Genomic DNA, 13,952 nt, shown 5'->3' with positions numbered 1-13,952 from the left:
GTTATGATAAAGTTTTAACAACATGACTTGGAGGAATGAATATGCATCTATATGGAACTCAATCGGTGAATAATTTAGGCCACTTGACGATAGGCGGAGTAGATACTGTAGATTTAGCTCATATATATGGAACGCCTTTGCTTGTTTATGATATTGCTCTCTTCAAAGAACGTGCTACTGCCTTCAAGGAAACTTTTTCCAAGGCGGGGATAAAAGCACAAGTAGCATATGCAAGCAAAGCTTTTTCTTCCATTGCCATTTATGAGATTGCTAAGCAGATGGATCTCTCGTTGGATGTTGTATCTGGCGGGGAACTTTATACGGCGGCTGCTGCCGATTTCCCACGTGAAAAAATTCATTTTCACGGGAATAACAAAAGTTATACAGAATTGCAATTTGCATTCGATGAAAAAATCGGTTGCATCGTAGTAGATAATTTCTTGGAAATTGAAATGCTGAAGGAGATTTCAGAGTCACGCAAGGAAAAGATGAACGTACTTTTGCGTGTCACTCCTGGTGTTCATGCGTCAACCCATGACTATATTACAACGGGGCAAGAGGATTCGAAATTCGGTTTCGATTTGAAGAACGGTCAAACGGACGATGCGTTTTTGAAGCTGTATAACCATCCTTACATTAACATGCTCGGCATGCACTGTCATATCGGCTCCCAGATTTTTGAAACAGACGCATTCCGCTTCGCTGCGGAAGCGCTCATGGAAAAAATGATCGAATGGCGGGAGAAATTCAAATTTGTTTGCACGGTACTCAACTTGGGCGGTGGTTTTGGCATTCGGTATACAGAAGAGGATACACCGCTTCATCCTTCCGCTTACGTGGAAGAAATGGAGGACGTCGTGCTTTCAATGACACGTAAGCATAATTATCCATTACCGGAAATTTGGATTGAACCGGGTAGATCATTAGTCGGGGATGCTGGTACAACGTTGTACACTGCGGGGAGTAGTAAAGAAGTTCCGGATGTTAGGACTTATATAGCTGTCGATGGCGGGATGTCTGACAATATCCGTCCAGCCTTATATGAGGCAAAATATACAGCGGCGACGGCAAACAGAATGTTGGATCCTCACGCGGATAAAGTAACAATAGCGGGTAAATGTTGTGAATCCGGGGATAAATTGATTGAAGATGCTTATATTGCAGAACCTGCTGACGGAGATATCATTGCGGTTTTCTGTACAGGAGCATACACATACTCTATGGCTAGCAATTATAATCGACTTCCCAAACCAGCAATCGTATTTTGTGAAAACGGTCAACATCAATTAGTTGTTCGCAGAGAAACATATGAAGACGTGATTAGGCTAGACATCCCATTACAAAGGACTGAACAGGAAATTTCATCATGAAAAAACGGAATATAATACTTTTCTTGTTCATACTTTTAGCTGCAATCATTTGGGGAGGAGTTTACTGGTACTTTATTGCCCCTTTTGCCGGCCCGAATAAATGAACTTTCTCTATCATTGAAAAAGCCCTGGCTATCATGTACGATAATGAGAAACTTCACTCGGTGGTCTATCTTCCTCCACAGAGTATTAGTTGAATCATATCGTGCATTTACTGGCAGTTTAGCTTTCTGAATATGTGGAAGTTGTTGTGCTAATGAATGCGTGATAATTGTAATTCGGAGGCAATCCTTTTACCGGGATGACAGCTTAGGATTTTGAAAAGAAGGGATTTCAATGATGCTTTTACGATACAAGAAGGCGTATGAGAAAATCGCAATGGGCTTGCTTTCTTATATGCCCGGAGAAAAGTCTGTTAAAAAATTGCAGGAAACGATTCAACAGTACGAAAATGATGAAGACTGGCAGTTATTTCTTTTAAAAATAGACGAAGATTTTATCGGCCTCGCCGGCATCATGTTGGATGAAGATTCATACACGGTCATGCACCTATCTGTGAATCCATCGTTTCGTGGAGAAGGAATCGGTAGCAAGATAATCGAAAAACTAGGTGATTTATTTCCCGACTTGGAATGTAAGAGTAATGAGTATACAGAATCGTTCATGAAGAAATGCCGTCAAAAGGAAGAGCAACAACAATCCGAATAGAAAAAGAGTGTAGACAAAGTTAATTTTCGACTTTGTCTACACTCTTTTTGGGGAAGTTATGATGAATAAGGATTTCCTCAGCCTGATTGAAAACGCTTGCCAACAGGCTGGGCGCAGATCATTGTGGTCTGCGCCTTTTCTTTTCGCGTTCTGCAAGTATATTGGAACGATCCCGCAGCATATGTTTATGAATGACAGCATCACTTCCCGCAGGGAGAAGTTCCATTGTTGCGGCCATCTCATCGACAGAGCGTTGAAGGACTTCCGATGTGAGTAGGATAAGGAACGGAGAGAACGATTTCCCGTTATGTAGTTCGTGGATGGATCTCTCTATATCCTGGACAAGCTGTCGAAAATCGATATCTTCCGTATAACGCGCGTCATTCTCACCAAAGTCGAGCATCCTATTTTTCGCTTTTATGATCGTTCGGTATGCTCCTTCAATATTGTCCCTTCTCCAATGATAAAGACCGGTTGATAATAGGATAAAGGCAGTAAGCGGGTGATCTTTCGAATATCCAGGTATAGATTTCCAATACTCTTCAAGCACTTCATGACACTCAAAGTAGTCTTGATTCCTATTGAAATAAACAATAAAATTTAAGAATAACGGATGATGATACGGATGCATGAAATCATTCCTTTCTGCAAAAGATGCAAACATACGTAATGGAGGAGTCAGATTGACTTACAAAGTTAAATTAGAGGCGTTTGAAGGACCTCTTGATCTATTATTACATTTAATCAACCGACTTGAAATCGATATCTATGATATTCCCATGGCGGAACTGACACATCAGTACATAGAGCATCTCCACACGATGCGTGTTTTAGAATTGGACGAACTAAGCGAATACTTAGTATTAGCAGCCACCTTAATTGAAATCAAAAGCAAAATGCTATTGCCTGTCCATGAAGGCGAAGTATTGGATGAGGACAATGAATACCATCTAGAAGAAGACCCACGGGATGAATTGGTTGCCCGTCTCATTGAATATAAAAAATACAAAGAAGCTGCACATTCATTAAAAGAATCAGCCGATGATCGTGCAGGACATTTTACAAAACTGCCAGCAGACTTATCCGAATATGGTGAAGTGGCTGTAACAATGACTGAAGAAAAGATGAACGTCTTTGACCTGATCGGCGCATTCCAAAAAATGCTCGAACGAAAAAAGTTACGCGCTCCGTTAACCGCCAAAATCGCGAAATCGGAGCTTTCGGTAAGTGAAAAGATGGATAAAATCATGACATCACTTGAGAGAAGAGGCGGCAGTTGTGACTTTGAAAATTTATTCGAAAAAGATGATGTTGAAGATTTAGTTGTAACATTTTTGTCATTGTTGGAATTAATGAAACGGCTAGACATTATAGTTAAACAAGAAAGCAATTTCGGTAAAATGATGGTCATGGTCGGAGGGGTGTGAATTATGGAAACGATTAATGAACGACTTACTGGAATGTTGGAAAGCTTTTTATTCATCGCAGGTGATGACGGTCTGACATTAAGCCAAATCGCTACGTTGCTCCAAGTTGAGACAGATGCTGCCGCAGCGATCGCTGAAGGGTTACGTGTGAATTATGAAGATAGGCCAGACTCAGGTATCACTTTGCGTCTGTACGGTGGGCATTACCGGCTCGTGACGAAAGCCGAGTTCGCGGATGACATTCTACGTATGCTTGAAAATCCGACTCGAAACTCAATTACACAAGCCTCCATGGAAGTGTTGGCTATTATCGCGTACAAGCAGCCCGTTACTCGGGTCGAAATCGACGATTTACGCGGTGTGAAATCCGACGGTCCAATCCAGACGCTCGTTGCAAAAGGATTTATTATGGAAAAAGGACGTATGGAAGCAAGCGGCAGACCAATACTTTACGGGACGACTGATTTATTTTTGGATAGATTCGGATTGGAATCAATCGAAATGCTCCCTCCATTGGTTGAAGGCGATCAGGAGGAGTCATTCGGGGATACAGATCTGTTCATGACGAAATTCCAAGAAGCATTTGAAATGACAGAAGAAGGAGGAAACAATGATTGAGGCAGGCGATAGCCATTGTTCTGTTCCTATCGGTTTTATTGACTGCACTTCCAAAAGAAGCGGCGGTAGGTGGAAGTGCCTGGGTGGTCATAGACGCGGAGACAGGGCGTCTATTGGACGGGTCCAATGAAAATCTCCAATTGCCAATTGCGAGCTTGACAAAAATTTGGACTGCATTGACGTTCATTGAAAGCGGGAATGTAGATGGCGAAATTGTCATTTCGCCCGAAGCTGCTTCTGCTGAAGGCTCTTCTATCTATTTGGAGCAAGGCACTAAAATGGATGCCGATGCATTGTTGTATGGCCTCATGCTTCGATCTGGAAATGATGCTGCCTACGCACTCGCGGAGCATGCTGGAGGTTCGGTTGAAGGTTTTGTCGACTTGATGAATAAGAAAGCTGAATTGCATGGCTTGGAGAGGACAACTTTTATCAACCCATCAGGGCTTCACAATGATGAGCATCTGTCAACGGCTTACGAGACGGCATTAATGCTCTATTTTGCAATGAAGAATGAGAAATTCAAAAAAATCGCCTCTGCAGAAAACTTCGTCTATCGCAAAGGGGATGAAGTAAGAAGTTGGAGGAATAAACATCGCTTAATCCATACGAATGACAATGTCAAAGCCGGAAAAACAGGTTTTACAAAAGCTGCTGGAAGAACGCTTGCCACCTATTTTGAGAAGGACGGTAAAAAAGTGATAGTCGTTACGTTGAACAATGGGAACGACTGGAATACGCATGAACAGTTGGCGAATGAGACGTTCCGCAAGTATGAAAATGTTACGGTTGCGAAAAAAGGTAAATACCGTATCCTTCCCGGGGTCAAAGGTGAATTAAAAAGACCGATCGTTTTGCTATTGAACGAAGACGAAGTGGAAAGAGTCTCTCATGTCGTTTATATACCGAGGAAGAACGACCGGAAAGTGAAAGGGACTTGGACGGTATCGCTTGATAATGAATTGCTGATTACAGCGGAAATTGATATTGATAAGTAACATTTCATTGATCTGAACATGAAACATTTAGGGAAGACTGACTGAATATAGGTCGGTCTTCTTTTCATTTGCAAGGAAATATGACATAATTTTTTGAGGTAGAAGGAAGGTGACGAATTGGAAAGATTACAAAAAGTATTGGCACAAGCGGGCGTAGCGTCGCGTAGAAAAGCGGAAACACTGATCGTCGAGGGGAAAGTGAAAGTAAACGGGAAAGTTGTTACAGAATTAGGGACAAAGGTGACACGCGCAGACCGAGTGGAAGTCGAAGGCGTGGAGCTTGTCAAAGAGCAATTTGTTTATTATTTGCTATATAAACCTAGAGGCTATATATCGACTGTCAGTGATGAAAAAGGCAGAAAAACGGTGTTAGATCTCCTACCAATGGTTGAGGAAAGAATTTTTCCTGTAGGTAGGCTTGATTTTGACACGTCCGGAATCATCATCATGACGAATGATGGAGATTTCTCATATCTTATGACCCATCCGAAATTCGGTATTCAGAAAAAGTATGTTGCAAAAGTGAAAGGAATACCAGAAAGAGACGCATTGAAAAAATTGGAACGGGGCATAGAGCTTGAGGATGGTATGACAGCGCCTGCCCGAGTGAAAATGCAGTCGTTTGATAAGAAGACTGGCACAGCGATTGTTGAAATCACCATTCATGAAGGACGCAATCGTCAAGTCCGTAGAATGTTCGACGCGATTGGCTGCCCGGTCCAAAAATTGAGACGTGAGACATTTGCAATGTTGACGACACAAGGTTTAAATGCGGGAGAAGCGCGTGAATTAACAACCCATGAAGTAAAACAACTACGAGTGCTTGCTGAAACTGGGAAAATCGGATAATTGTCACAAACCTATCACGACTTCACAAATACTTCACTACTTGTTTTGCTATAATTAAAATCGGAATCTTATTACGTTAGGGGGCTATCAATTGTCCAAGGCGAATAAAAAGCGATCGCGCCTCATTTTCAGAGGGGTAGTTTTACTTTTGCTTGCTTCAGCCATTCTATTTTCCATTTTCTCGAAAGACAAAGTCAAAGTCCTGGCAGTCGGTGACAAAGCCCCGGATTTTGAACTCGTCGATCTTGAAGGGAACAAGCATCGGTTATCCGATTACGCAGGAGAAGGCGTTTTTCTAAACTTTTGGGGAACGTGGTGCCCTCCTTGTAAACGGGAAATGCCTTATATTGAAGATCAATACAATGCCTTCAAGGAAAAAGGTGTCCATGTTTTGTCCGTGAATATCGCCGAGTCTGATTTGAAAGTGGATACATTCCGTGATCAATACGGTCTTACGTTTCCAATCGTTATCGACAAAAAGAAAGATGTAAAGGAACTTTACAATATTGTTCCTTTACCGACGACATTTTTGATTGATAAAGAAGGGCGGATTACGAAGGTTATCACGACAGAAATGACTGAGGATGAAATCATTTCGTACATGGAAAGCATCCAACCTTGATAAGGAGTTCGAACAGATGAGTAAAATCAAATGTCAATGCGGTCATGACAATCCATTCGGAACAGTACTTTGTGAAAAATGCGGCCGACCATTGACCGAGGAAGCAAAAAATAGTGAAGTTGTCGATATGCGTTACGAAGGATCTGCCCGTAGATCTCAGACGTATAAACGATCGATCATCGACAAGATTTGGAATTTCTTTTCGAGTGTAAAAATTGGGGTAAGCATTATTATCGCGGTGCTTGCCACCTCAGCGATCGGTACGCTTTTCCCGCAGAAATTTTATGTGCCGGTGAATCAGGACTCACCAGCGGAATTATTAGCATATTATGAACGCCTGTATGGAATTGTGGGAACGCTCTATTTTAAATTAGGCTTCTATGATATGTATAATAGCTGGTGGTTTAAAATACTGATCGGCATGCTCGGAACTTCCATTATCATTGCGAGTGTCGATAGGGTGATCCCGCTTTATAAATCATTGAAGAAGCAGCGAACGAAACGACATACTTCTTTCATGAAGCGTCAACGGATTTACGGTACAGGCCCGTCTGACGATGCAGATTCATCTCTTGCAAAAGCGGAAGAACAACTTAAGAAAATGAAATACAACGTAAAAACGGAAGATGGAGCAATTTTAGCTGAAAAGAACCGTTTTTCGCGTTGGGGTCCATATGTTAACCATACCGGCTTGATCATTTTCTTATTCGGTATCCTATTGCGAGGTATTCCAGGATTCTATGTCGACCAGACGATGTGGATTCGGGAAGGTGAATTACGATCGATTCCTGGTGCTCCGGACTATTATTTAGAAAGTAATGATTTCAGCATTGAGACGTATTCGAAGGAAGAAGCCGATGAAGTTTTTGGTAAAGCGATCGATCGTGTCGGTACAATTGTGAAATCCTATCAGACGGATGTTTCGTTATACAAAAAGAAAGAAGGCAGTTTGCCGGGATCAACAGATCTAGAGCATGTCAAAGACTATCCAATCATCGTCAACAAGCCATTGAAGTTTGATGGATACAATATTTTCCAAATGGATTATCGTTTGGACGAGTTGAAATCGATGACAATGCAGTTGATCGAAAAGAAAAGTGGAAAGTCGTTCGGACAATTTACAATCGATCTGGATGACCCAGAAGGAGTATATGAACTGAACGATGGAGCAAGAGTCGATTTAATCGGGTATTATGCGGATTATGACGGTGTCGAAAATGGCGAGCCTGTTTCCAAATCACCAATTCCGAACAACCCTGCATTCATCTTCAACATGATTACTCCCGAAAAACCAAAAGGAGAAAAAAGCTTTGTCGCAATAAGACAAACGCTTGAAACTCAAGAAAATGCATATCAAGTAAAGTTTGTCAGTGCTGAAACTCGGGATATTTCCGGCTTGACGATTCGCAAGGATAAAACATTGTATGTTCTTCTATTAGGTGGAATCATTTTCATGATCGGTGTTATCCAAGGATCTTATTGGAACCATAGACGGATTTGGATCCAGAAAGGTGAAAGCGACGAATTGCTTGTCGCTGCCCATACGAACAAAAACTGGTTCTCATTGAAAAAGGAATTGGACACGGTTAAAGATTATGCAGATCTGCCGGGATATGAAGACAGATTGGACAAAGAGTCGTCACCTGCGGAAGAGGAAGGAGAAAAATAATTATGGGATTAGCATCGTTAAGCGCTAACCTGCTATTCGTTTCTTTCGTTGCTTATTTAGTAGCCACTCTTTTTTTTGGCGGAGCAGTGAAAGGCGCTAAATCGGAAGCATCCTATAGAAACCATAGATGGGGCAATGTCGGCATCACGATTACGATCATTGGATTCATCACGCATCTCGGTTATTTCATTACGAGATGGATGGCTTCTGGCCATGCTCCGGTCAGTAATATGTTTGAATTTACGACAGCGTTCGGCATGATGCTCGTAGGGGCATTCATTCTACTGTTTTTCTTATATCGCACGCCATCCTTAGGATTGTTCGCATTGCCGATTGCAATTATAATCATCGGTTACGCAAGCATGTTCCCTCAGGACATTACACCGCTTATACCGGCGCTGCAAAGCCACTGGCTGACAATTCACGTCATCACTGCCGCGCTTGGTGAATCAATTCTTGCAATAAGTGCGGTTGCGGGTCTCATATATTTAGTGAAGAATGTCGATATGACAAAACCGTCTAGACAGCGATTTTGGATAGAAGCCGTTATGTTCACTCTCGTTTTAGTTCTTGGTTTTGTCATATCTTCGACAACATTCAAGCTAACAGGATATGAAGCGCATTTTACGTATATTGATAAAAACGAGGCACCTGCGAAAATCGAGTATAATTACCCACCGTTATTTGGGATGAACGAATATGAAGCACAAACACCTGGAGCGATGAAGCCATGGGCGGAAATGCCAGCGATTGTTAATGCAAAAACGCTGACTACATTTGTTTGGTCTGTCGTGACAGGAACGATTCTTTATATTATATTACGACTTATCTTCCGCAAACCGATCGCTGCCTTATTCCAGCCATTTGCGAAGAAAGCGAATTCACAGCTCATGGATGAAATCGGCTACCGTTCCGTTTTGATCGGCTTCCCGGTCTTCACACTTGGAGCTCTAATCTTTGCGATGATTTGGGCGCATGAAGCTTGGTCCAGGTTCTGGGGTTGGGACCCGAAAGAGGTTTGGGCCCTAATTACATGGTTGTTTTATGCGGCATTCCTCCATCTCCGTCTTTCAAAAGGATGGGAAGGAGAGAAATCTGCCTGGCTTGCGGTTATAGGATTTGTCATCATCATGTTCAATCTAATCGCCGTGAATCTCATCATAGCAGGCCTGCATTCATACGCGTAATCCGATTTAGGACTGCACAAAGCCGTAAAGGTGCTGTGCAGTTTCTTTTTTTATATGCTACTTGTACAATAAGAACAGAAGTGTAGTTGAAAGGGGACTTGGATGATGGAAGAGACTGTTAGGTTATTAGTGGTGGATGATGAGGACCGGATCCGCCGTCTTCTCACTATGTATTTATCCCGTGAAGGCTTCGAAATTGATGAGGCAATAGATGGAGCCGAGGCGATTGAAAAAGCGCTTGCGAATCATTATGACTGTATTTTGCTGGATTTAATGATGCCTGAAAAAGACGGTTTAGAAGTATTGCAGGAACTTCGAGATGAAAAGAAAATGACACCTGTCATCCTATTGACTGCGAAGGGCGAGGAATCGGATCGAGTGACAGGTTTTGAAACGGGTGCAGATGATTATATCGTCAAGCCGTTCAGTCCGCGTGAAGTTGTATTGCGCGTAAAGGCGATTTTGAGAAGATCGGTCACTTTCCCAGATTCAACAGCTGCGAACAGTTCAAAGGATCTCGTTGTCTTTCCGCAATTGACGATCGATCATGACGCACACCGTGTGACGGCGGAAGGGAAAGAAGTGAACTTGACACCGAAAGAATACGAATTGCTCTATTTCCTTGCAAAATCACCAGACAAGGTGTTTGATCGCGAGCAATTATTGAAGGAAGTATGGCACTATGAATTTTTTGGAGATTTACGCACAGTCGATACACATGTAAAAAGGTTGCGCGAGAAGCTGAGCCGTGTATCGGAAAGCGCTGCTAAAATGATTGTTACAGTTTGGGGTGTCGGCTATAAGTTCGAGGTTCCGAATGAATAGGATATGGCATTCAATCGTCGGGAAGCTATGGGCAACCATATTGCTTCTCGTTTCCTTTGTTCTCTTTATCGTCACTGTCCTACTACTTGAATTTCTAGACAATTTCCATACGAATCAGGCTGAGGATTCATTGCGCAGGGAAGCAACGACAATCGGAAAAATCGTTCTTGATCACGAAAACGAATCTGCGATGCGGCTTATCATTCAGGACATATTGGATAATGAAACGAATGCGATGATCATTGATTCAGACAAAGAAGTCCATTATTCATTTCATAAAGGATTGAATCAAGAAAAGATCGTGAAGAAAATTTTATCGGAACCAAAATTTTTCTCGAATATTGAAATCAATAAAAAAGTAGTAAAAGAAATGATTCTCCCATCTCTTGGAGATGAGAACGTCATGGAACAATTTCTTGTTCTCGTGTATCCGTATGATGAAGTTGACGGTAAAATCCAATCAATTGTCATGTACCAAAGCCTCGATGCCGTACACCGTACGACGAAAAGGACGACGAATATCGTTTTCCTATCAGCTTTCATCGCTTTCATTTTAACGACTATATTCGCTTTCTTCCTTTCCACGAAAATTACTTCTCCATTGCGCGGAATGAAGCAAGCCGCCTTTGAATTATCTAAAGGAAACTTTGAAACACGTCTACCGGTCATGCAAAATGATGAAATCGGCCAGTTGGCGACTGCATTCAACCAGATGGGCAGACAGTTGAAATACCAAATGGAATTGATCAAGCAGGAAAAGGAACAATTATCAAGTATCCTCACATCAATGACAGATGCAGTCATCACTTTCAATCGAGACTATTCGATTCTTTTAAGCAACCCGCAGGCAGAACGTTTATTGCAGAAATGGTATTTTGCCAATGGGGCCGATGATAAAGTGTTGCCGAAGGAAATTTTTCATATGCTGGAGCACGCAATCACATTTGCGGAGGAAGTCGAGGATGAGCTTGAAATAGGCGGCCAGTTTTACGGTATCTCGATAAGCCCCCTCTATAGCGAAAATAGCATTCGTGGTGCAGTAGCCGTGTTGCGGGATATGACTGATCAGCATAAGCTTGATAAGCTGAGATCCGATTTCATAGCAAATGTGTCTCATGAATTGAGGACGCCAATTTCCTTACTGCAAGGGTATAGCGAAGCGATCATTGATGATGTAATGACGAGTGACGAGGAACGAAATGAAATGGTGCAGATCATCCACGATGAATCGAAACGGATGAGCCGTCTCGTAACAGATCTGCTCGACCTCGCAAGGATGGAATCGGGCCATATGCGACTATACAAATTGAATTTCCCTCTCATTCCTTTCTTGGATAGAGTTCGAAATAAATTTATGCAAATCGCCCGTGATTCAAATGTGATGCTTACATTGGATTTTGATGAGAAAGACAAGGATATTGCCCTTTTTGCTGATGATTTCCGTTTGGAACAAGTGTTCACAAATTTGATTGATAATGCAATCCGCCATACGCCAGATGGAGGAAAAGTGACAGTTGGTGTCGAAAGAAAAGGGGATATGGTTGAAATTTCCGTCGCCGATACGGGGAGCGGCATACCGAAAGAGGATCTCCCGTTTATTTTCGAACGTTTTTATAAAGCTGACAAAGCACGGACGAGAGGTAAAGGCGGAACCGGTCTAGGGTTAGCGATTGCGAAAAACATCGTTGACTCGCATGAAGGACGGATTACTGCGGAACTAGGTGATACATCAGGTACCATCTTTAAATGCGTATTGCCAATCGGTCCGAAAGATTCAAATGCTGAAGAGTAAGCGACGGGAAAAAACGTCAGCAGGAAAAGTAAACGGGGATGAAACTTTTCATCTTGAATTACGACTAATGTATTGAACGGGGGGATTTTGTGGATGACTCCGTTTTCCACAGGCTATACGAGCAATATCATCAGGATGTTTTCAATTTCCTCATCTATATAACAGGAGATCGACATTCATCCGAAGATCTTATGCATGAAGTGTATGTCAGAGTGCTGAAAGCCTATGCTGGTTTTGAAGGGAAGAGCTCTGAAAAGACATGGCTCTTTTCCATCGCGAAAAATGTCGCCATTGACCACTTCAGAAAGAAGAATGTACGGCAAAAACATCAATTCGATAAGTTCGACTGGGAGCAAAGTGAGTTGCCTTCTACAGGAAATACTCCCGAAGAAATTGCATCGTTAAATGAAGAGATGAGACAGTTGCTTCGAATATTAGATACGTGCACAGGCGACCAAAAGATGGTGATCGTTTTGCGTTATTTCCAAGAGCTCTCTATAGCAGAAACGGCAGACACTCTTGGTTGGACCGAAGGAAAAGTGAAAACGACACAGCATCGAGCAATTAAAGCATTGCAAAAGAAATTGAATGCTCTTTCGGCAGAGGAGGGAAGATGAATGACAAACAATCAATGGGATGACGACAAACTGGAAAACCTTCTTCATTCCATGCCGAAAATTGAAGATAACCGTTCAAAAGAACAAATTTTGGAGCGGCTTAAACAAGATGAGCGCATGAAAAAAACGCGCCGAATGAATCCAAAGAAATGGATGCCTGTCATCGTGGCAGCAGCTGCATTGCTTCTCTTTAGTTTTATTATCCCTTCCATGCTTAACAGTAACAAGAATGATGGGGCAATGGAGGATTCGGGTGCTCCTCGTGCATTTAAAGCCGAACGGGCGATAGACTCCTCAACTGAAAATGAAGCAGCGGTGGAATCTGCAGATCCCTTTAATGCTTCTGATGCAACGGAGTCAGCAGCGCTGTCATCAGCAAATGTTGAAAGCCATGTCGTACTTGCAGACGAGTTTTTTGATTTTACTCCTTTTCAAATTGGATTAGTGGAATCTGCAAATGTTGTTCCTATCACATTCTTGATTCCTGATTCGCAGATCCGTTCTGATTTTCCTGATGGAAGTCCGTCAAGCATCGAGCTGTATAATAAATATGCAGCTGAATTTCCGGAAGAGGAACTTGGTTTCGACGACTATCATCCGTATAAAGGCAAGGTATATGAGGAAAATGGTATACTTCATCATCAAATCCCTGCCGAGCATTCGTATGATCTGTCATCTGCTATAGTAGATTTTTATTTCAATTCAATGAAAGAAACTTTTCTTGAATTTGAAAAGCTGCAGCTCGTCGATGAAAAAGGCAATCCGACTTCTTTTGAGAGTATTGGTAAATCCAATGCTGTCGACTTGAATAATCCGTTTCCTTATTATCGATATACAATGCCTTCCGGTAAAGTCTATTTAGCTCCATATGAGCCAGCTGGCACTGTTAATACAGTAGCGGAAGGACTCCTCGAAATGAAAGAAGTCAATGGGGATATTGTACAATCACTAATTCCCGATAATATAGACTATGAAGTACACATGGATGATGAAATAGCTGTTATTACGTTCAAAGAGCAATTGGATGTCACTGCTTTTGATCAAAATATTATGAATCAGATGATAGAAGGATTCATGCTTACGGCAAAAGGTTATGACAAGCAAGTCCGTCTCGAGAATGTAACCGAAGATAGCTTTGGCAAGTATGATCTGACAAAGACATTGCCAATGCCAATCGGCGGCAATCCAACATGGTTCACTCCATAATTAGGTAGGCAAGCGTTTTGTAAACAGAAGAGTTTACAAAACGCTTTTTTCTGGATACAATAGA

14 protein-coding genes are annotated in these 13,952 nt (G+C 42.1%); 13 read left to right on the top strand and 1 reads right to left on the bottom strand.

What is annotated here, in order from left to right; genetic code table 11:
• Positions 1 to 41 precede the first annotated feature (41 nt).
• A complete protein-coding gene (gene lysA, locus ACR65H_RS06705; protein ID WP_440499387.1) occupies positions 42 to 1,370 on the top strand; it encodes a diaminopimelate decarboxylase in 1,329 nt (442 codons plus the stop codon).
• Positions 1,371 to 1,706: 336 nt separating this feature from the next.
• Complete coding sequence (locus ACR65H_RS06700; RefSeq protein WP_440499386.1) at positions 1,707 to 2,078, top strand: GNAT family N-acetyltransferase; 372 nt, start codon at positions 1,707 to 1,709, stop codon at positions 2,076 to 2,078.
• Between the two features lie 118 nt (positions 2,079 to 2,196).
• Here the strand turns inward: ACR65H_RS06700 and ACR65H_RS06695 are convergent, their stop codons facing one another.
• Positions 2,197 to 2,709: a DUF309 domain-containing protein gene (locus ACR65H_RS06695; protein ID WP_440499385.1), complete on the bottom strand. Its 513-nt coding sequence runs from the start codon at positions 2,707 to 2,709 to the stop codon at positions 2,197 to 2,199.
• A 52-nt stretch (positions 2,710 to 2,761) separates the two neighbouring features.
• Here ACR65H_RS06695 and ACR65H_RS06690 point away from each other — a divergent pair, with 52 nt between their 5' ends.
• The 11 genes from ACR65H_RS06690 to ACR65H_RS06640 all read left to right on the top strand — a co-directional run bounded on the left by ACR65H_RS06690 (position 2,762) and on the right by ACR65H_RS06640 (position 13,888).
• Positions 2,762 to 3,505, top strand: a complete 744-nt coding sequence (locus ACR65H_RS06690; protein WP_440499384.1) for a segregation/condensation protein A — start codon at positions 2,762 to 2,764, stop codon at positions 3,503 to 3,505.
• A 3-nt stretch (positions 3,506 to 3,508) separates the two neighbouring features.
• Positions 3,509 to 4,123, top strand: a complete 615-nt coding sequence (scpB, locus tag ACR65H_RS06685; RefSeq protein WP_440499383.1) for an SMC-Scp complex subunit ScpB — start codon at positions 3,509 to 3,511, stop codon at positions 4,121 to 4,123.
• Positions 4,120 to 5,121 (top strand): D-alanyl-D-alanine carboxypeptidase family protein, encoded by a 1,002-nt coding sequence (locus ACR65H_RS06680; RefSeq protein WP_440499382.1) that lies wholly within the window; start codon positions 4,120 to 4,122, stop codon positions 5,119 to 5,121. Before scpB ends, ACR65H_RS06680 begins: the two co-directional genes overlap by 4 nt.
• A gap of 117 nt (positions 5,122 to 5,238) precedes the next feature.
• Positions 5,239 to 5,970: a pseudouridine synthase gene (locus tag ACR65H_RS06675; protein ID WP_440499381.1), complete on the top strand. Its 732-nt coding sequence runs from the start codon at positions 5,239 to 5,241 to the stop codon at positions 5,968 to 5,970.
• A 91-nt stretch (positions 5,971 to 6,061) separates the two neighbouring features.
• Positions 6,062 to 6,592: a thiol-disulfide oxidoreductase ResA gene (gene resA, locus ACR65H_RS06670; protein ID WP_440499380.1), complete on the top strand. Its 531-nt coding sequence runs from the start codon at positions 6,062 to 6,064 to the stop codon at positions 6,590 to 6,592.
• A gap of 16 nt (positions 6,593 to 6,608) precedes the next feature.
• Positions 6,609 to 8,261, top strand: a complete 1,653-nt coding sequence (gene resB / locus ACR65H_RS06665; RefSeq protein WP_440499379.1) for a cytochrome c biogenesis protein ResB — start codon at positions 6,609 to 6,611, stop codon at positions 8,259 to 8,261.
• Positions 8,262 to 8,263: 2 nt separating this feature from the next.
• The gene (ccsB, locus tag ACR65H_RS06660) at positions 8,264 to 9,448 is read left to right on the top strand and encodes a c-type cytochrome biogenesis protein CcsB (RefSeq protein WP_440499378.1); all 1,185 of its coding nucleotides are present in this window, start codon (positions 8,264 to 8,266) and stop codon (positions 9,446 to 9,448) included.
• Positions 9,449 to 9,553: 105 nt separating this feature from the next.
• On the top strand, positions 9,554 to 10,273 hold the full coding sequence (locus ACR65H_RS06655; protein ID WP_440499377.1) for a response regulator transcription factor: 720 nt from the start codon (positions 9,554 to 9,556) through the stop codon (positions 10,271 to 10,273).
• A complete protein-coding gene (locus tag ACR65H_RS06650) occupies positions 10,266 to 12,065 on the top strand; it encodes an ATP-binding protein (RefSeq protein WP_440499376.1) in 1,800 nt (599 codons plus the stop codon). Before ACR65H_RS06655 ends, ACR65H_RS06650 begins: the two co-directional genes overlap by 8 nt.
• Before the next feature lie 89 nt (positions 12,066 to 12,154).
• Positions 12,155 to 12,682 (top strand): RNA polymerase sigma factor SigX, encoded by a 528-nt coding sequence (locus ACR65H_RS06645; RefSeq protein ID WP_440499375.1) that lies wholly within the window; start codon positions 12,155 to 12,157, stop codon positions 12,680 to 12,682.
• Positions 12,683 to 13,888, top strand: coding sequence for a hypothetical protein (locus ACR65H_RS06640; RefSeq protein ID WP_440499374.1), 1,206 nt, complete (start codon positions 12,683 to 12,685; stop codon positions 13,886 to 13,888).
• Positions 13,889 to 13,952: the final 64 nt, after the last annotated feature.

The sequence above is a fragment of the Sporosarcina sp. SAFN-015 genome, from assembly GCF_059415085.1.
The sequence above is the reverse complement of the archived record's forward strand: the minus strand, read 5'-3'. Positions and strand labels throughout refer to the sequence as shown.

Bases quoted from the DNA above. Each gene is read 5' to 3' on its own strand.
- lysA (WP_440499387.1), top strand. From the start codon at position 42: ATGCATCTATATGGAACTCAATCGGTGAATAATTTAGGCCACTTGACG.
- ACR65H_RS06700 (WP_440499386.1), top strand. From the start codon at position 1,707: ATGATGCTTTTACGATACAAGAAGGCGTATGAGAAAATCGCAATGGGC.
- ACR65H_RS06695 (WP_440499385.1), bottom strand. From the start codon at position 2,709: ATGCATCCGTATCATCATCCGTTATTCTTAAATTTTATTGTTTATTTC.
- scpB (WP_440499383.1), top strand. From the start codon at position 3,509: ATGGAAACGATTAATGAACGACTTACTGGAATGTTGGAAAGCTTTTTA.
- resB (WP_440499379.1), top strand. From the start codon at position 6,609: ATGAGTAAAATCAAATGTCAATGCGGTCATGACAATCCATTCGGAACA.
- ccsB (WP_440499378.1), top strand. From the start codon at position 8,264: ATGGGATTAGCATCGTTAAGCGCTAACCTGCTATTCGTTTCTTTCGTT.
- ACR65H_RS06655 (WP_440499377.1), top strand. From the start codon at position 9,554: ATGGAAGAGACTGTTAGGTTATTAGTGGTGGATGATGAGGACCGGATC.
- ACR65H_RS06650 (WP_440499376.1), top strand. From the start codon at position 10,266: ATGAATAGGATATGGCATTCAATCGTCGGGAAGCTATGGGCAACCATA.
- ACR65H_RS06640 (WP_440499374.1), top strand. From the start codon at position 12,683: ATGACAAACAATCAATGGGATGACGACAAACTGGAAAACCTTCTTCAT.